This window comes from Pseudomonas sp. M1, from assembly GCF_022760135.1.
In the GTDB taxonomy this organism is placed as follows: Bacteria; Pseudomonadota; Gammaproteobacteria; order Pseudomonadales; family Pseudomonadaceae; genus Pseudomonas; species Pseudomonas citronellolis.
In genome coordinates, this window is sequence record NZ_CP094343.1 from 6,021,967 (window position 1) to 6,039,028 (window position 17,062).

General features: G+C 71.8%; 14 protein-coding genes and 2 riboswitches. Of the genes, 8 read left to right on the plus strand and 6 right to left on the minus strand.

The window, feature by feature from the left end; genetic code table 11:
• Positions 1 to 17: 17 nt before the first annotated feature.
• Positions 18 to 422, minus strand: coding sequence for a cobalamin biosynthesis protein (locus PM1_RS26710; protein WP_009617220.1), 405 nt, complete (start codon positions 420 to 422; stop codon positions 18 to 20).
• Positions 423 to 521: 99 nt separating this feature from the next.
• Positions 522 to 712, plus strand: a riboswitch (cobalamin riboswitch).
• A 92-nt stretch (positions 713 to 804) separates the two neighbouring features.
• Here PM1_RS26710 and cobW point away from each other — a divergent pair.
• The gene (cobW, locus tag PM1_RS26715) at positions 805 to 1,857 is read left to right on the plus strand and encodes a cobalamin biosynthesis protein CobW (protein WP_009617218.1); all 1,053 of its coding nucleotides are present in this window, start codon (positions 805 to 807) and stop codon (positions 1,855 to 1,857) included.
• A gap of 195 nt (positions 1,858 to 2,052) precedes the next feature.
• Positions 2,053 to 5,784: a cobaltochelatase subunit CobN gene (cobN, locus tag PM1_RS26720; RefSeq protein ID WP_009617216.1), complete on the plus strand. Its 3,732-nt coding sequence runs from the start codon at positions 2,053 to 2,055 to the stop codon at positions 5,782 to 5,784.
• 381 nt (positions 5,785 to 6,165) lie between these two features.
• Here cobN and PM1_RS26725 read toward each other — a convergent pair whose 3' ends face one another.
• The gene (locus tag PM1_RS26725; protein WP_009617214.1) at positions 6,166 to 7,263 is read right to left on the minus strand and encodes a 3-deoxy-7-phosphoheptulonate synthase; all 1,098 of its coding nucleotides are present in this window, start codon (positions 7,261 to 7,263) and stop codon (positions 6,166 to 6,168) included.
• 275 nt (positions 7,264 to 7,538) lie between these two features.
• Positions 7,539 to 7,673, minus strand: coding sequence for a hypothetical protein (locus PM1_RS31190; protein ID WP_009617212.1), 135 nt, complete (start codon positions 7,671 to 7,673; stop codon positions 7,539 to 7,541).
• A 156-nt stretch (positions 7,674 to 7,829) separates the two neighbouring features.
• Here PM1_RS31190 and PM1_RS26730 point away from each other — a divergent pair, with 156 nt between their 5' ends.
• Together PM1_RS26730 and PM1_RS26735 are read left to right on the plus strand one after the other, a co-directional pair.
• Entirely contained in the window at positions 7,830 to 8,831 is a 1,002-nt protein-coding gene (locus PM1_RS26730; protein ID WP_009617211.1) for an ATP-binding protein, read from the plus strand.
• Positions 8,813 to 9,496, plus strand: coding sequence for a vWA domain-containing protein (locus tag PM1_RS26735; RefSeq protein WP_178132427.1), 684 nt, complete (start codon positions 8,813 to 8,815; stop codon positions 9,494 to 9,496). Before PM1_RS26730 ends, PM1_RS26735 begins: the two co-directional genes overlap by 19 nt.
• A 7-nt stretch (positions 9,497 to 9,503) precedes the next feature.
• On the opposite strand, the gene PM1_RS26740 is transcribed toward PM1_RS26735, so the two are convergent.
• From PM1_RS26740 to PM1_RS26750, 3 genes are all read right to left on the minus strand, one after another.
• Positions 9,504 to 10,127, minus strand: a complete 624-nt coding sequence (locus PM1_RS26740) for a glutathione S-transferase family protein (protein ID WP_009617208.1) — start codon at positions 10,125 to 10,127, stop codon at positions 9,504 to 9,506.
• Positions 10,128 to 10,356: 229 nt separating this feature from the next.
• Positions 10,357 to 11,085, minus strand: a complete 729-nt coding sequence (locus PM1_RS26745; RefSeq protein WP_009617206.1) for a cobalt-precorrin-6A reductase — start codon at positions 11,083 to 11,085, stop codon at positions 10,357 to 10,359.
• Entirely contained in the window at positions 11,082 to 12,284 is a 1,203-nt protein-coding gene (locus PM1_RS26750) for a bifunctional cobalt-precorrin-7 (C(5))-methyltransferase/cobalt-precorrin-6B (C(15))-methyltransferase (protein ID WP_009617204.1), read from the minus strand. Before PM1_RS26750 ends, PM1_RS26745 begins: the two co-directional genes overlap by 4 nt.
• Before the next feature lie 77 nt (positions 12,285 to 12,361).
• A riboswitch (cobalamin riboswitch) is annotated at positions 12,362 to 12,545 on the plus strand.
• Positions 12,546 to 12,636: 91 nt separating this feature from the next.
• Between PM1_RS26750 and cobG the strand changes: the two genes are divergently transcribed.
• The 4 genes from cobG to cobJ are packed head-to-tail and all read left to right on the plus strand — an operon-like array spanning position 12,637 to position 16,967.
• Positions 12,637 to 13,965 carry a precorrin-3B synthase gene (gene cobG / locus PM1_RS26755; protein ID WP_009617202.1) on the plus strand — a complete coding sequence of 443 codons (1,329 nt, stop codon included), beginning with the start codon at positions 12,637 to 12,639 and terminating at the stop codon, positions 13,963 to 13,965.
• On the plus strand, positions 13,958 to 14,584 hold the full coding sequence (locus tag PM1_RS26760) for a precorrin-8X methylmutase (protein ID WP_009617200.1): 627 nt from the start codon (positions 13,958 to 13,960) through the stop codon (positions 14,582 to 14,584). The genes cobG and PM1_RS26760 overlap by 8 nt, the downstream gene beginning before the upstream one ends.
• Positions 14,581 to 15,324 (plus strand): precorrin-2 C(20)-methyltransferase, encoded by a 744-nt coding sequence (locus tag PM1_RS26765; RefSeq protein WP_009617197.1) that lies wholly within the window; start codon positions 14,581 to 14,583, stop codon positions 15,322 to 15,324. The genes PM1_RS26760 and PM1_RS26765 overlap by 4 nt, the downstream gene beginning before the upstream one ends.
• On the plus strand, positions 15,324 to 16,967 hold the full coding sequence (gene cobJ, locus PM1_RS26770; protein ID WP_009617196.1) for a precorrin-3B C(17)-methyltransferase: 1,644 nt from the start codon (positions 15,324 to 15,326) through the stop codon (positions 16,965 to 16,967). The genes PM1_RS26765 and cobJ overlap by 1 nt, the downstream gene beginning before the upstream one ends.
• The last annotated feature ends 95 nt before the right edge of the window (positions 16,968 to 17,062 follow it).

The window sequence follows — 17,062 nt, forward strand, 5'->3', positions numbered from 1 at the left end:
CAGTCTACCCCAGCCCGCTATCCCATCAGAGCCGGCGCCATGGCCAGCGCGCAGGTGGCATTGGCGCTACGCCGCTTGGGCACCACCAGCCGCGCCGGGCCCTCGGCCAGCGCTTCGGCCAATGCCAGGGCAGCAGCCTCAGCCACGCCAGCGCTGCCGGTGACCTGGCGGGCCCGCTCGGAAGTGGAAGTCAGGCGTTGCTCGTAAGGCGCCAGGCGCTGCGCATCCAGCAGTTCCAGGGGCAGGCGCAGTTGCCGCGACAGGTCGCGCAGACCGCCCTCCAGGGCCTTGGCCTCGCTGCTGGCCAGGGCATTCAGCGCCGCCTCGTCGAGGCCGGCCTCGCGCAGGCAGGCGCGCAGCAGGGCGAGCAGTTCGTCGGCGCCGCAGCCACGGCGGCACCCCAGTCCGGCAACCAGTATCACGCGAGCGATCCTTCCACGGGCAGTCGCCGGGCAGCACAGCACGGCCCCGCTGGGGCGTCAACCGGCCCGGCGGCGATTGACCGTCCGCCGGGCACTGCGTAGCCTTTGTCGCTTCGAGGTTCTCCGGCCCGGCGCCGGAGCTAAGAGGGAACGTGGTCAAGGCCACGGCTGCCCCCGCAACTGTGAACGATCCCAACCCCTTCGAATGCCACTGCCCACGGGCGGGAAGGCGAAGGCCAGGCGCAAGCCGGATCGTGAGCCAGGAGACCTGCCTCGAACCAGCATTACCACAACCGGGCGGGGTGATCCGGTGGCGGCTTCCGACGCGCGGAACCTCCGTGCGCGCGCCTCTGCCTCCCGCCATCGCAGCGCAGAGGCGACCATGCAAACCCTGGCCAAGCTCCCCGTCACCATCGTCACCGGCTTCCTCGGCGCCGGGAAGACCACCCTGCTCCGGCACATGCTCGACAACGCCGAAGGTCGCCGCATCGCGGTGATCGTCAACGAGTTCGGCGAACTGGGCATCGACGGCGAAATCCTCAAGCAATGCTCCATCGGCTGCAGCGAAGAAGAAGCCGTGGGCCGCGTCTTCGAACTGGCCAACGGCTGCCTGTGCTGCACCGTGCAGGAAGAATTCTTCCCGGTGATGCGCGAACTGGTGGCGCGCCGCGGCGAACTGGACCAGATCCTCATCGAGACCAGCGGCCTGGCCCTGCCCAAGCCCCTGGTGCAGGCCTTCCAGTGGCCGGAAATCCGCAACGCCTGCACGGTGGATGCGGTGATCACCGTGGTCGACAGCCCGGCAGTGGCCGCCGGCACCTTCGCCGCGCATCCCGAGCAGGTGGACGAGCAGCGCAGGCAGGACCCGAACCTGGACCACGAATCGCCACTGCACGAGCTGTTCGAAGACCAGCTGGCCAGCGCCGACCTGGTGGTGCTGAACAAGGCCGACCTGCTCGACGCCGACACCCTCGCACAAGTGCGCGCGCACGTATCCGAAGAACTGCCGCCGGCGGTGAAGATCGTCGAAGCCAGCGCCGGCCAGCTGCCGCTGTCGGTGCTGCTGGGGCTCAACGCCGAGGCCGAGCTGCACATCGACAGCCGCCCCACCCACCACGACCACGAAGGCCATGAGGACCACGACCACGACGAGTTCGATTCCTTCCACGTCGACCTCCCGGAAGTGCATGAGCAAGCCCTGCTCGCCGCCCTCGGCCAACTGGTGGAGCGCCACGCGGTGCTGCGCGTCAAGGGCTTCGCGGCCATCCCCGGCAAGCCCATGCGCCTGCTGGTGCAAGGCGTGGGCAAGCGCTTCGACAAGCACTTCGACCGCAAGTGGCTGAGCGACGAAACCCGCGCCACCCGCCTGGTGGTGATCGGCCAGGAGCTGGACCAGACCGTCATCGCCAACGAGTTGCGCACCGCGCTGGCGTGAATACCCTCACCCCCAACCCCTCTCCCGGAGGGAGAGGGGGGCTGATCCGGCGCTTCGCCGATATGCCAGCGCACGAGCACGGGCCATGCCCATCGGTAAGCACAATGTCCGCGCGCACACCGAACCGGCCCCCTCTCCCTTCAGGGAGAGGGCTGGGGAGAGGGCGCTCCTGACCGAGCGAAAGAGGTCCCCCGCATGCACCTGCTGCGCACCCAACCCGGCGGCTTCGTCCCCGACGACGGCATCGCCCACCTGGCCCAGACGCCCGCCGAGCTGGTCATCCTCTGCAGCGGCGACTCGCACCTGGCGCTGCTCGCCGAGGCCGCCCGCGCACTGCCCGACGACTACCCGAGCCTGCGCCTGGCCAACCCCATGCAGTTGCAGAACCACGCCTCGGTGGACCTCTACGTCGACGAGGTGCTGCGGCACGCCAAGGTCATCCTGATCTCGGTGCACGGCGGCGTCGGCTACTGGCGCTACGGCATCGAGCAACTGGTGGCCCTGGCCGGGCGCGGCGCCACGCTGATCCTGGTGCCCGGCGACGACAAGCCCGACCCCGAACTCAGCGCGCTGTGCAACGTCGCCCCCGAGGAAGCCGAGCGCCTCTGGCAGTACCTGCGCCAGGGCGGCCTGGACAACGCCCGGCAGTTCTTCGCCAACCTGGCCAGCCAGTACCTGGACCGCGCCTATCCCTGGAACGAACCCCGCACCCTGCCCCGCGTCGCCCTGCACCATCCCGGCCACGCTAAAGCCACCCTCACCCACTGGCAGGCCGAGTGGAACCCCGGCTGGCCGGTGGCGGCGCTGCTGTTCTACCGCACCCACCTGCAAGCGGCGAACACCGGCTTCATCGACACCTTCTGCGCCAGCCTGCGCGCGCAGCAGCTCAACCCGCTGCCGATCGCCGTGGCCAGCCTCAAGGAAGCGGCCTGCCTGGAGCAGGTCGAGGCGCTGCTGGACGAGGCCTGCGCCGAGCTGATCATCAACACCACCGGCTTCGCCCAGTCCAACCCGGACGCGCCCCAGGCCCGCCCGTTCCGCCGCGACGTGCCGGTGCTGCAGGCCATCTGCTCGCTGGACAACCTCGACCTCTGGCGCGCCAACGCCCAGGGCCTGGGCCCGCGCGACCTGGCCATGCACGTGGCGCTGCCGGAGCTGGACGGCCGCCTGATCACCCGCCCCATCAGCTTCAAGGGCCTGGCCTGGCGCAGCGAGCGCAGCCAGAGCGATGTGGTCTGCTACCTGGCGCACCGCCCGGGCATGGACTTCGTCGCCGAGCTGGCGCGGCGCTGGGTGCTGCTGGCGCGCAAGGCCAACGCCGACAAGCGCGTGGCGCTGATCCTGGCCAACTACCCGACCCGCGACGGGCGCATCGGCAACGGCGTCGGCCTGGACACGCCCGCGGCGGCGCTGAACATCCTGCGGGCGATGGAGGCCTCGGGCTACCCGGTGGCTGGCCTGCCGGAGACTGGCGATGCGCTTATCCACAGCCTGCTCGGCGGCGTGAGCAACGACCTCGACAACCTCGACCTGCGCCCCTGCGCCCAGAGCCTGGCGCTGGCCGACTACCTGGCCTGTTTCGCGCGCCTGCCCGAGGCCAACCAGCGCGCCGTGCGCGAACGCTGGGGCGAGCCCGAGCAGGACCCGATGTGCCGCAACGGGCGCATGATGGTCGCCGGCCTGCGCCTGGGCCTGGCCTTCGTCGGCATCCAGCCGGCGCGCGGCTACCAGCTCGACCCGGCAGCCATCTACCACGATCCGGCGCTGGTCCCGCCGCACGGCTACCTGGCCTTCTACTTCTGGCTGCGCGAAGCCTTCGGCGCCGATGCGGTGATCCACGTCGGCAAGCACGGCAACCTCGAATGGCTGCCGGGCAAGGGCGTGGGCCTGTCCGAGGAATGCTGGCCGGACGCGATCCTCGGCCCGCTGCCGAACCTCTACCCGTTCATCGTCAACGACCCCGGCGAGGGCGCCCAGGCCAAGCGCCGCAGCCAGGCGCTGATCATCGACCACCTGATGCCGCCGCTGACCCGCGCCGAGAACTACGGCCCGCTGCGCGACCTGGAGCGTCTGGCCGACGAGTACTACGACGCCTCGCTGCTGGACCCGCGCCGCGCCGTGCAGCTGCGCGGGGAAATCCTCGACGCGGTGCGCGCCGCCGCCCTGGACCGCGAGCTGGGCCTGCAACTCAACGACGACGAAGACAGCTGGCTGCCACAGCTGGACGCCTACCTCTGCGACCTCAAGGAATCGCAGATCCGCGACGGCCTGCACGTGTTCGGCGAATCGCCGATGGGCCAGCTGCGCCGCGACACCCTGCTGTCGCTGGTGCGCATCCCGCGGGGCGACGGCAAGGGCGGCAACGCCAGCCTGCTGCGCGCCCTGGCGGCGGACCTGCAACTGGGCCGCGACCCGCTGGACAGCAACTTCGCCGAACCCTGGGACGGCCCGCGCCCCGAGGTGCTGCAGCAAGTCAGCGACGAACCCTGGCGCAGCAACGGCGACACCCGCGAGCGCCTGGAACTGCTGGCCCTGCAGTTGATCGAGCAGGACCTCGACGGCCCCGGCGAAGCCAGCACGTTGGTCCTCCGGCAACTGCGGGAAAACGTGGCGCCCTTGCTGGATGCCTGCGGCGCCAACGAGATCGGCCAGCTGCTCGCCGGGCTGAACGGCCGCTTCGTCCCCGCCGGCCCCAGCGGCGCGCCCAGCCGCGGGCGCCTGGACGTGCTGCCGACCGGGCGCAATTTCTTCACCGTGGACGTGCGCAACCTGCCCACGCCCACCGCCTACCGACTCGGCTTCCAGTCCGCCAGCCGCCTGCTGGAGCGCCACCTGCAGGACCACGGCGACCACCTGCGCCAGCTCGGCCTTTCGGTGTGGGGCACGGCGACCATGCGCAGCGGCGGCGACGACATCGCCCAGGCCCTGGCGCTGATCGGCGTGCGCCCGGTGTGGCAGGCCGGCAGCCAGCGCGTGGAAGACTTCGAGATCCTGCCGCTGAGCCTGCTCGACCGCCCGCGGGTGGACGTGACCCTGCGCGTCTCCGGCTTCTTCCGCGACGCCTTCGCCAACCTCATCCGCCTGTTCGACGCCGCGGTGCAGGCGGTGGCCGCGCTGGACGAGCCGGAAGACATGAACCCCCTGGCCGCCCGCGTGCGCGCCGAAAGCACGCAACTGCAAGCCAGCGGCGTGACCGAGGAAGAAGCCCGGCGCCAGGCCGGCTGGCGCATCTTCGGCGCCCAGCCCGGCGCCTACGGTGCCGGCGTGCAAGGAGTGATCGAAGAGCGCAGCTGGGAAAACCGCGCCGACCTCGCCGCGGCCTACCTCAACTGGGGCGGCTACGCCTACGGCGCCGGCGACGACGGCACCCCCGCGCGCGAGCGCTTCGCCCAGCGCCTGGATGGCCTGCAGGCGGTGCTGCACAACCAGGACAACCGCGAGCACGACATCCTCGATTCCAACGACTACTACCAGTTCCAGGGCGGCATGCTCGCCGCCGCCGAAGTCATCCAGGACTGCCGTGTCGCCAGCTACCACGGCGACCACAGCCAGCCGGACAACCCGCGCATCCGCACGCTGAAGGAAGAACTCGGCCGCGTGCTGCGCGCCCGCGCGGTGAACCCAAAATGGATCGCCGGGATGAAGCGCCACGGCTACAAGGGCGCCTTCGAAATGGCCGCCACGGTGGACTACCTGTTCGCCTTCGACGCCACCAGCGAACTGGTGGAAGACCACCAGTACCAGCTACTGGCCGACGCCTACCTGCTGGACGAAGACACCCGCGAGTTCATCCAGCGCCACAACCCCGAGGCCCTGCGCGACATGGTCGAGCGCCTGCTGGAGGCGCAGCAGCGCGGGCTTTGGCAGGAGCCTGGGGAGTATCGCGAGGCGCTGGAGAACATCCTGGTGGATAGCGAGGAGTCCTGAGGAGGCGCGTGCTGGCTCTTCGTAGGAGCGAGCTTGCTCGCGAACAGGGGCTCGCCGGCGACTCCAGTGTTTTCGGCTGAGTCCGCCCCCTCTCCCCAGCCCTCTCCCTGAAGGGAGAGGGGGCTAGTCCGTGCCGAGAGAAGGAGTGGTTTCAGCCGGAAACCTTCGGCGCTGCCGGCTAACTCCGAAATACCCGAGCACACCGAACGGTCCCCTCTCCCTTCAGGGCGGGGCGCGCAGCCGAGGGTTAGGGAGAGGGCGCTCTCATACCTGGCACCGACACGACCGGGAGACTCCCTTCGCGAGCAAGCTCGCTCCTACAGGCATCCAGTAACGTAGGGCGTATAACCGTTCGCGGTTATACGCCCTACGCCGAGCCCATTACCCCCGCCGCAACCGCCCCGCCGCATCCAGCAACAATGCCTCGGTCCCGCTCCAGCCCAGGCACCCATCGGTAATGGAAACCCCATAACGCAGCTCGCCCTTCAGCGGCTGGCAGCCGTCGAACAGGTGGCTCTCCAGCATCACCCCGCGCAGCGAGGCGTCGCCGCCCAGGCGCTGGTCGAGCACGCTGGCCAGCACCGCCGGCTGGCGCAGTGGGTCCTTGGCGCTGTTGGCGTGGCTGCAATCGACCATGATCCGCGCCGGGATGCCCTGCTTCTCCAGCCCCTCGCGGGCCGCGCGCACGCTGGCCACGTCGTAGTTCGGCCCGCCGTGGCCGCCGCGCAGCACCAGGTGGGTGTCCGGGTTGCCGAGGGTCTGCACCAGCACCGGGCGGCCCAGGCCGTCGATGCCGAAGTGCTGGTGCGGGTGCGCCGCCGAGCGCATGGCGTCGCAGGCGATGCCGAGGCTGCCGTCGGTGCCGTTCTTGAAGCCCACCGGCAGGTCCAGGCCGCTGACCAACTCGCGGTGCACCTGGGATTCGCTGGTGCGCGCGCCGATGGCCGCCCAGCCCAGCAGGTCGTCGAGATAGCCGGCCACCAGCGGCTGCAGCAGCTCGGTGGCCACCGGCAGGCCGCGTTCGAGCATGTCCAGCATCAGCCGGCGCGACAGCGCCAGGCCCTCGGCCATGTCGCCGCTGCCGTCCAGGCGCGGGTCGTACACCAGGCCCTTCCAGCCGACGGTGGTGCGCGGCTTCTCGACGTAGGCGCGCATCACCAGCAGCAACTGGTCGCTCACTTCGGGGGCCAGGGCGGCGAGGCGTTCGGCGTAGTCGAGGGCGGAATCGGCGTCGTGCAGGGAACAGGGGCCGACCACCACCAGCAGGCGCGGGTCGCGGCCGTCGAGGATGGCGCGGATGGCCTGGCGGTCATGCTGTACGCGTTCGGCCAGGGCGGCGGAAAGCGGCAGGCGCTGGCGCAGTTCGGCGGGGCCCGGCAGCGGCTGTTCGCGGCGGCGGGCAGAGGGGCGCGGCAGTTCGAGGACTTCGGCGGACTGCGGCAGGTCGTTGCGGATCAGGGCGGAAACGGAGGAATTCATGGACTGGCATCCTTGGCCGGCGCGGTCATGGCCGCGCGCGGCGCTATCTGAGTGTTCGACTGAGTAGTTCGGGTGTGGCAGCGGTACGGCTGCTAAATCGCCAGTCGGAGGTGCGGTAATAGCGGTAGGTGGTGTAGGCGGTCATGTTTCGATCCTCTGTTGGAATTGCGTTGGCCTTGTGGGCCGGAAAAACAAAAACCCCGGTCGGGTTGCCGACCGGGGTTTGCTGAAACTGTCTGGTTGGCGACCCTGCTTGCTAGGGCGCCTGTGGGGTATCAGGCGCGCCTGTGGCTAAACCAATACCCATAGAAGAAATAACCGGCGGCAGCGGCCAGCACCTGTGCGCGAACGACCGCGGAGCCGAGGGCACCGGGGCGGGCGAGGGACTGGATGGACAGGCTGGACGGCATGGTTATCTCCACAAGATGCCGGCCAAGCTACCGCATCGGCGCGGGGCTTTCAATCATCCTTTCCTATCGCCTTCATCGACGGCGCCTCGCCCGGCCGCGCCGGCTTCGCTACCATTCGCCTTCCATGCACGCCCAAGCTCGCCGCAGGTAACGCCCATGCAACCGCACTTCCCCCTCGCCGCCGTGGTCGCCGCCGACGACCTGAAACTGGCGCTGTGCCTGGCCGCCATCGACCCGGCCATCGGCGGGGTGCTGATCGAGGGCCCGCGCGGCATGGCCAAGTCGACCCTGGCCCGCGGCGTGGCCGACCTGCTCGACGGCGGGCGCTTCGTCACCCTGCCGCTGGGCGCCAGCGAGGAACGCATCGTCGGCACCCTGGACCTCGACGCCGCCCTGGGCGAGGGTCGCGTGCGCTTCTCCCCGGGCATCCTGGCCAACGCCGACGGCGGCGTGCTCTACGTCGACGAAGTGAACCTGCTGCCCGACCATCTGGTGGACCTGCTGCTGGACGTGGCCGCCAGCGGCGTCAACCACGTCGAGCGCGACGGCCTGTCCCACAGCCACCCGGCGCGCTTCGTGCTGATCGGCACCATGAACCCCGAGGAAGGCGAACTGCGCCCGCAGCTGCTGGACCGCTTCGGCCTCAAGGTCGAGCTGGGCGGCACGCCGCCGCCGGCCGAGCGCGCCGAGATCGTCCGCCGCCGCCTGGCCTTCGACGCCGACCCACAGGCCTTCCTCGGCCACTGGCAGGCCGAGCAGGACGCCCTGCGCCAACGCTGCGCCCAGGCCCGCCAGCGTCTTCCCGGCATCCCCCTGGACGATGCCGCGCTGCAGGCCATCGCCGAGCGCTGCTACGCCGCCGGGGTGGACGGCCTGCGCGCCGACCTGGTCTGGCTGCGCGGCGCCCGCGCCCATGCCGCCTGGCGCGGCGCCGAGCGCATCGAGAAGGAAGATATCGACGCCCTGGAGCCCTTCGCCCTCGCCCACCGCCGCCGTCATGCGCCGCCAGCACCGGCGCAGCCGCAGGCACCCCAGGCCCCGGCCGCCAACCAGCCCGAACAAGGCGCGCAAAACGAAGGCCAGTGGGGCGAACTGCCGCCCCGCGCCGTGCCCGCCGGCGCCGCCCGCGAACTGCCGCGCTGGCCAAAAAAGCCCTGAGCATCCGCCCGCGCCCGGCCCCAGGCGCGGATGCCAGCCCCACACCCGGCCAACTCGCCGGCGGCCGCAGCGGCGCCCGCCGGCACGGCGCGCAGTCGCGCGTCGATTGGCCAGCCAGCTTCCTGCGCGGGCGCCCGAAGAGACGTGACGACCTGGTGCTGCGCGCCCGCAGCGCCAAGCCCCGCGAACTCTGGCTGGTGATCGTCGACGCCTCGGCCAGCACCCGCCGGCACGGCGCCCTGGGCCAGGCCAAGGGCCTGCTGGCGGAAGTCTTCGAGCAGGCCTACCGGCAACGCGCGCGCCTGGCCGTGCTGCACGCCGCGGGGCGGCAGCCGCGCTGGTTGTGGCAGGGGCAGAAGGCTTCGGCGCAGCTGCGCGACTGGCTGCATGAACTGGGCGCCGGCGGCGGCACGCCGCTGCCCGAGGCGCTGGCCCAGGCCGCCGACTGGCTGCAGCAGCGCCAGCGCCACAAGCCCGGCGAACGCCAACGCCTGCTGATCGTCACCGACGGCCGCCTGAGCGACTGCCCGCCCCTGGCGCCGCTGCCCTGCGCCAGCCTGCTGGTGGATATCGAGAGCGGCCCCGTGCGCCTCGGCCGCGCCCGCCAACTGGCCGCGAACCTCGGCGCCGAGTACCGCGCCATCGGCGACCTGCCCCTGCGCTGAAGCAGGCTCAGGGCAGGCCGTTGCAACCGTGCTCGCAGAACCCCGGACGCTGGCCCAGCCGCTGGTAATAGGCGGCCACGGCAGGCAGTTCGGGGCGCTGCATCGGCGTCATGAACCAGCGCTGCACCGACAGGCCGATGGCGACGTCGGCCAGACTGAAACGCTCGCCGGCGACATGGGCGCCGGTGCGCTCCAGCTGGCGGTCGAGCAGCGCCATCAGCCGGCCCCATTCCCGCTCGCTCGCCGCGATGGCAGCGGCATCGGCATGGGCCGGGCTGTTGCGCACCCGCGCCATGAACACGTAGCGCCAGGCGTTGTTCAGCTCGGTGGCCTGCCAGCCCATCCACTGCTCCACCAACGCCCGTTCGCGAGGCGCGGACGGCAGCAGCTCGTCGCGCGGGTACTGGCTGGCGAGGTAACTGCAAATGGCATTGCTCTCCCAGAGCACGAAATCGCCGTCCACCAGCACCGGCACCAGCGCATTGGGATTGAGCGCGAGGAATTCCTCCGAGTCGGTGGCGCGGAAACCGCTGCCCCAGTCTTCCCTACCGTAGGGAAGCTGCAGCTCGGCGCAGGTCCACAGCACCTTGCGCACATTGATCGATGAGGCCTTGCCGAGGATTCGCAACATTCCGCCACTCCCTGTTCGCGTCGTGCGTATGACCGTTCGCGGTTATACGCCGGCGCCCCCCGCCGCGTCGATCGCGCCGGCTGACGCCGGACAACCCGCCCACGCCGAACGGCCCCCTCTCCCGCTTGCGGGAGAGGGTTGGGGAGAGGGGCTCTCATGCGAGTGGGCACAGCGCTGTCGATCCACCTCGGGCAGCTCCAACTTCGGCAGTGTGTCGGCGAACCCAGCCCTACAGAAGCGGCTCCAGCGCTGCCCATAGCACCTCGACGCTATCGAACTGCCGATCCACCTCAGGCAATTCCGGCCGCGCCAGGATCAGCACCGGCACGCCCCGCTCGCGCGCCACCTGCAGCTTCGGCTCGGTGGCCTGGCTGCCGCTGTTCTTGCTCACCAGCACGTCGGTGCCCAGGCGCGCGAACAGCTCGCGCTCGCCCTCCAGGCTGAAGGGCCCGCGCGCGCCCAGCACTTCGGCGCGCGCATTGCCCGGCAGGCTCTGCAAACAGCGCACGGTCCAGAACTGATGTTCGGGAATCTCGCCGAGGTGCTCCAGCGGCTCGCGCCCCAGGGTGAACAGCGGCCGGCGGAACGGCGCCAGGGCGGCGATCAACTGCGCCCAGCCTGCCACCTCGCGCCAGTCGTCACCGGGCCCGGGCTGCCAGCCGGGGCGACGCAGGGCCCAGCAGGGCACGCCGGCCAGCTGCGCGGCGCGGGCGGCGTTGCGGCTGATCTGCGCGGCGTAGGGATGGGTGGCGTCGAGCAGCAGGTCGTAGCCCTGCCCGGCGATGAAATCCGCCAGGCCCTCTGCCCCACCATAGCCGCCGACACGCACCTGGCATGCCAGGTCGTCCGGCACCTTGCCCAGGCCGGCCAGGCTGTACAGGTGACCGGGACCGAGGCGGCGGGCGATGGCCAGGGCCTCGCCGATGCCGCCCAGCAGCAGGATGCGTTTGCCGCTCACGGCTTGCGCACCGCCAGCAGGGTGATCGGCAGGGCCGCGCGCCAAGTGTCGAAGCCGCCCAGGGGCTGCGCCTGGGCCACCTGCAGGCGCACCAGCTCGCCGCCGTGGCGTTCGCGCCAGCCGACCAGGGCCGCCTCGCTCTGCAGGGTCACCGCGTTGGCCAGCAGCCGGCCGCCGGGCTTGAGGCAATCCCAGCAATACTCCAGCACGCCCGGCACGGTGACGCCGCCGCCGATGAAGATGGCGTCCGGCGCCTCCAGGCCCTCCAGGGCTTCCGGCGCGCGCCCGGCCACCAGTTGCAGGCCGGGCACGCCGAGGGCGTCGCGGTTGTGGGCGATGTGCCCGAGGCGGCTTTCCTCGGCCTCGATGGCGAAGGCCCGGCAACTGGGGTGGGCGCGCATCCACTCGATGCCGATGGAGCCGCAGCCGGCGCCGACGTCCCAGAGCAGTTCGCCCGGCTCCGGGGCCAGGCGCGCGAGGGTCACCGCGCGCACGTCGCGCTTGGTCAGCTGGCCGTCGTGGCGGTAGGCGTCGTCGGGCAGGCCGGGGGTCAGCGCCAGGCGCCGGGCATCGGCGCCGGCCACGCAGTCGATGGCCAGTACGTTGAGCGCGGCGGCCTCGTCCAGCGACCAGTCGGCGGCCAGGCCGTCGATGCGCCGCTCGCGCTCGCCGCCCAGGTGTTCCAGCACGCTCAGCCGGCTCGGCGCGAAGCCGCGTTCGCGCAACAGCACGGCCACCGCTGCCGGGCTGCGGCCATCGGCGCACAGCACCAGCAGGCGGCGCCCCGGATGCAGGCGCGCGTTCAGCGCCGCCAACGGGCGGCCCACCAGCGACAGCAGCTCCACGTCCTGCAGCGCCCAACCCAGCCGCGCCGCCGCCAGGCTCACCGAGGACGGCGCCGGCAGCACGCGCATTTCCGCCGCCGGCAGTTGCCGCGCCAGGCTCGCGCCCACGCCGAAGAACAGCGGGTCGCCGCTGGCCAGCACGCAGGTGGGGGTACCGCGCCGCGCCAGCAGCGGCGCCATGTCGAAGGGGCTCGGCCAGCGCCTGCGCTGCGCGCCGATGCACGGCGGCAGCAGGGCCAGCTGGCGCTCGCCGCCGAACACGTCGCTGGCCGCCAGCAGGGCGCGGCGGGCGGTCTTGCCGAGGCCGGCATAGCCGTCCTCGCCGATGCCGACGATGGTCAGCCAGGGCGTCATGGGGGTTCCTCTGCGTTGCGACACTGCGCCGCCGGCGTTCCGACGGGCAGGGTTTTCAAGGGGTCGGGCAAAGCGGGCATAATACAACCTTCGTCGGTGCCCATCAGGGCCGAAGAGGGAACGCGCAGGAGCCATCCAAGCGCGGCTGCCCCCGCAACTGTAAGCAGCGAGTCCACGCGTCATTGGCCACTGGGAAACCGGGAAGGCCGCGTCGGGCAAAGACCTGCCAGCCAGGAGACCTGCCGACGGGACCAGTCGCGTGTGCAAGCATCGAGCGGGGTGTATCGATGTTGTAGATCCTCCCAATCAGGGGCGATCCGCAAGGTCACCGCGACCCAGCCATGGTGACCCTGTGCCGAATCTGCCGCCCGTTCCCCCCGTCGAAATCCGCCCGTCGCCCTGCCCGGGGCTGCTGCGCGTGGTCGCTTCCGGCGATGGCGGCATCTGCCGCATCAAGCTGCCCGGCGGGCGCCTCGACGCCGCCGGCGCCAGGGCCATCGCCCGCGCCGCCGAACGCCATGCCGACGGAGTGCTGGAGGCGACCAACCGCGCCAACCTACAAATCCGCGGCGTACACGAAGGCGCCGGCGCGGCGCTGTCCGCCGAGCTGCTGCAGGCCGGGCTGGGCCCGCGCATCGCCGCCGCCGACGACGTGCGCAACCTGCTGCTCAGCCCCGCCGCCGGCCTCGACCCGGCCCAGGCCCTGGACGTCGCGCCGCTGGCCACCACACTGCTCGACCTGCTGCAGGACGAGCCGCGCTTCCACGGCCTGTCGCCCAAGTTCGCCCTGCAACTGGATGGCGGCGAATCCCTGGCGATGCTCGAACACCCCCACGACATCTGGCTGTCGGCCATGGACGCCGGGCGCTTCGCCTTCGGCCTGGCCGGCTGCCCGCCGCTGCGCGCGCAGGACAGCCCCGCGCTCGCCGCCGTCGCCAGCGAACAGCTGCCGGCCCTGGTCGAGGCGCTGTTGAACCTGTTCCTCGACCTGGCCGGCGAAGGCGTCTCGCGCATGCGCCAGTTGCTGGCGAAGGTGCCCGCGCAAGACCTGCTGGCGCGCCTCGACCTGCCGCTGCAACAGGACGTGGCCGACTGGCGCCACGCCGCCGTCGAGCCCTTCGCCCACCTGGGCATCCGCCCGCAGCGCCAGGGCGGCCTGTGCAGCGTCGGCGCCGGCTTCGTCCTCGGCCGCCTGCACAGCGGGCTGCTGCGCGAACTGGCCGATCTCGCCGAACGCGAAGGCGACGGCAGCCTGCGCCTGACGCCCTGGCAGGGCCTGCTGCTGCCCAACGTGCCGGCCGCGCGCGCCAGCGCCGTGCTCGCCGCGCTCGACAGCCTGGGCCTGATCATCTCGGCCGCACAGCCGCTGTCCCGGCTCGTGGCCTGCAGCGGCTCGGCCGGCTGCGCCCGCGGCCTGGCCGACACCAAGGCCGACGCCCTGCGCCTGGCCGAACGCCTGCGCGCGCCACTGCCCGCCGGCGTGCACCTGTGCGGCTGCCCGCGCTCCTGCGCCGCCGCCCACGTGGCGCCGCTGACCCTGCTGGCCGTCGCCGACGGCCGCTACGACCTCTACCGCCGCGCCCCCGGCCACGCCGGCTTCGGCCAGCCGCTGGCGCGCGACCTGACCCTCGACGCCGCGGCCGACCGGCTGCGCGATCCCGGAGCCCTACCCGATGCTTGACTACATCCGCGACGGCCAGGCGATCTACCGCCAATCCTTCGCCACCATCCGCGCCGAGGCCGACCTCTCGGCCATTCCCGCCGACCTGGAAAAGCTCGCCGTGCGGGTGATCCACGCCTGCGGCATGGTCGACGTGGTGCAGGACCTGCGCTTCTCTCCCGGCGCCGGCGCCATCGGCCGCGCGGCCCTGGCGGCGGGCGCGCCGATCCTCTGCGACGCGCGCATGGTCGCCGAGGGCATCACCCGCGCGCGCCTGCCGGCGGCCAACGAGGTGATCTGCACGCTCAACGAAGCGGACGTCCCGGCCCTGGCCCGCGAGCTGGGCAACACCCGCTCGGCGGTGGCCCTGGAGCACTGGCGCGAACACCTGGAAGGCAGCGTGGTGGTGATCGGCAACGCCCCCACCGCGCTGTTCTACCTGCTGGAAATGCTCGACGCCGGCGCGCCGAAACCGGCGCTGATCCTCGGCTTCCCGGTGGGCTTCGTCGGCGCCGCCGAATCCAAGGACCTGCTCGCCGCCGACAGCCGCGGCGTGCCCTACGTCATCGTCCGCGGCCGCCGAGGCGGCAGCGCCATGGCCGCCGCCGCGGTGAACGCCCTGGCCACGGAGGTGGAATGATGACTGGCCGCCTGCTCGGCCTGGGCGTCGGCCCCGGCGACCCCGAGCTGATCACCCTCAAGGCCCTGCGCCTGCTGCAAGCCGCGCCCGTGGTCGCCTACTTCGTGGCCAAGGCCAAGCACCACGCCGGCCACGGCGGCAACGCCTTCGGCATCATCGAGCAGCACCTGGGAGCGAGCCAGCAACGCCTGCCCCTGGTGTACCCGGTGACCACCGAGAAACTGGAGCCGCCGCTGACCTACGAGGGCGTCATCAGCGACTTCTACGACACCGCCGCCGAACAGGTCGCCAGCCACCTGGAAGCCGGCCGCGACGTCGCGGTGATCTGCGAGGGCGATCCGTTCTTCTACGGCTCCTACATGTACCTGCACGACCGCCTGGCCGAGCGCTACCCGGCCGAAGTGGTGCCCGGCGTGTGCTCCATGCTGGGCAGCGCGGCGGTGCTCGGCGTGCCGCTGGTGTACCGCAACCAGAGCCTCTCGGTGCTCTCCGGCGTGCTGCCGGAGGACGAGCTGAAGCAGCGCCTGGCGGCCGCCGACGCGGCGGTGGTGATGAAGCTCGGGCGCAACTTCGACAAGGTCCGCCGCGTGCTGCGCGAACTGGGCCGCGACGGCGGCGCGCACTACGTGGAGCGGGCGACCATGCGCGAGCAGCGCATCGTGCCGCTGGACGAGGTGGACCCGATGGCCTCGCCCTACTTCTCCATGGTGGTGATCCCCGGGCAGAGGTGGCGCGGCTGATGAACGCCTCCCCCGCCATCGTCATCCTCGGCGCCAGCGCCCTGGCCACCGCGCGACGCGTGCAGGCGCTTTATCCACAGGCGCGCATCCACGGCCTGCTGGGCCGCGTCGAGGGCGCCGAGGAAAGCTACCAGGACTTCGGCGACAGCCTGCGCGCGCTCTACCGCAGCGGTACGCCGATCATCGCCCTGTGCGCCGCCGGCATCGTCATCCGCAGCCTGGCCCCGGCGCTGCAGGAAAAGGGCGCGGAACCGCCGGTGCTGGCCGTGGCCGAGGACGGCAGCGCGGTGGTGCCGCTGCTCGGCGGCCTGGCCGGGGTCAACCGCCTGGCCCGGGAGATCGCCGCCGCGCTGGAAGTGGCGCCGGCCATCACCACCAGCGGCGAGCTACGCTTTGGCACCTGCCTGCTGGAACCGCCGCCAGGCTATGCCCTGGCCGACATCGAGCAGGGCAAGCGCTTCGTCGCCGACCTGCTGGGCGGCGAAAGCCTGCGCATCGACGGCGACGCGCCCTGGCTGGCCGCAGCGCGCCTGCCGCTGGCCGAGGACGCCCGGCACAGCGTGCGGGTGACCTGCGAGGCCCGCCCGGCGCAACGCGACGAACTGCTGATCCACCCGCGCCAGGTGCTGGCGGAAGTCGCCGCGCCTGTGGACAACCTCGCCGAGCGGGTCCGCCAGGCCTTGCACGCGTCCGGGCTGGCGGAGGCAGCCCTGGCCGCCCTGCTCGCCCCGCGCCGGCACATGGCCGATGCGGGCCTGGCCGAGGCCGCAAAAGCGCTCGACGTGCCGCTGCGCTTCATCGATGAGCAAGCCTTGCCGGCGACGCGGGATGGCATCCACCTGAGCCTCGCCGACTCCCTCGAACAGGCCGCCGGCATCGGTCGCCCACGCGGGCGCCTGAGCGTGATCGGCCTCGGCCCCGGCGCCGCCGAGCACATGACGCCAGCGGTGCGCCGCGCCCTGGACGAAGCCCAGGACCTGCTCGGCTACGAGACCTACGTGAAGATGGCCGAGCCGCTGCGCGCGGACCAGGTGCGCCACTGCAGCGACAACCGCGAAGAGATGCAGCGCGCCCGCCACGCCTTCGAACTGGCCGCCAGCGGCCGGCGGGTGGTAGTGGTGTCGTCCGGCGACCCGGGCGTGTTCGCCATGGCCGCGGCGGTGGTCGAGGCGCTGCATGAAAGCAGCGACGCCGACTGGCACAACGTCGAACTGGAAGTACTGCCCGGCGTCTCCGCCGCTCTGGCTGCCGCGGCCAAGGCCGGCGCGCCGCTGGGCCACGACTTCTGCCTGATCTCGCTGTCGGACAACCTCAAGCCCTGGGACCTGATCGAAAAGCGCCTGGACCACGCCGGCGCCGCCGACCTGGCCATGGCCTTCTACAACCCCATCTCCAAGGCCCGCCCCTGGCAACTGGGCCGCGCGCTGGAGATCGTCCGCCAACACCGCGCGCCGCAGACGCTGGTGGTGCTCGGCCGCGACATCGGCCGCCCGGCCGAAGCGCTGCGCACGCTCACCCTCGGCGAGCTGCAGCCGGAGATGGTGGACATGCGCACCCTGGTGATCATCGGCTCGTCGCTGACCCGCCGCTTCCCCCGCGCCGGCGGTGGTGACTGGGTGTATACGCCGCGGTGGTATCGCTGAGGCAGGCCAGGCGGCGGATAACCGCGAACGGTTATTCGCCCTACGTCCCTGGAAGTTCGGCGCCCGCTTGCAAATGGCCAGTGCGTTGATGAAAA

What these genes read in the sequence shown, in the direction of transcription:
- cobW (WP_009617218.1), top strand. Translation starts at nt 805, where the DNA reads ATGCAAACCCTGGCCAAGCTCCCCGTCACCATCGTCACCGGCTTCCTC.
- cobN (WP_009617216.1), top strand. Translation starts at nt 2,053, where the DNA reads ATGCACCTGCTGCGCACCCAACCCGGCGGCTTCGTCCCCGACGACGGC.
- PM1_RS26725 (WP_009617214.1), bottom strand. Translation starts at nt 7,263, where the DNA reads ATGAATTCCTCCGTTTCCGCCCTGATCCGCAACGACCTGCCGCAGTCC.
- PM1_RS31190 (WP_009617212.1), bottom strand. Translation starts at nt 7,673, where the DNA reads ATGCCGTCCAGCCTGTCCATCCAGTCCCTCGCCCGCCCCGGTGCCCTC.
- PM1_RS26730 (WP_009617211.1), top strand. Translation starts at nt 7,830, where the DNA reads ATGCAACCGCACTTCCCCCTCGCCGCCGTGGTCGCCGCCGACGACCTG.
- PM1_RS26740 (WP_009617208.1), bottom strand. Translation starts at nt 10,127, where the DNA reads ATGTTGCGAATCCTCGGCAAGGCCTCATCGATCAATGTGCGCAAGGTG.
- PM1_RS26750 (WP_009617204.1), bottom strand. Translation starts at nt 12,284, where the DNA reads ATGACGCCCTGGCTGACCATCGTCGGCATCGGCGAGGACGGCTATGCC.
- PM1_RS26760 (WP_009617200.1), top strand. Translation starts at nt 13,958, where the DNA reads ATGCTTGACTACATCCGCGACGGCCAGGCGATCTACCGCCAATCCTTC.
- PM1_RS26765 (WP_009617197.1), top strand. Translation starts at nt 14,581, where the DNA reads ATGATGACTGGCCGCCTGCTCGGCCTGGGCGTCGGCCCCGGCGACCCC.
- cobJ (WP_009617196.1), top strand. Translation starts at nt 15,324, where the DNA reads ATGAACGCCTCCCCCGCCATCGTCATCCTCGGCGCCAGCGCCCTGGCC.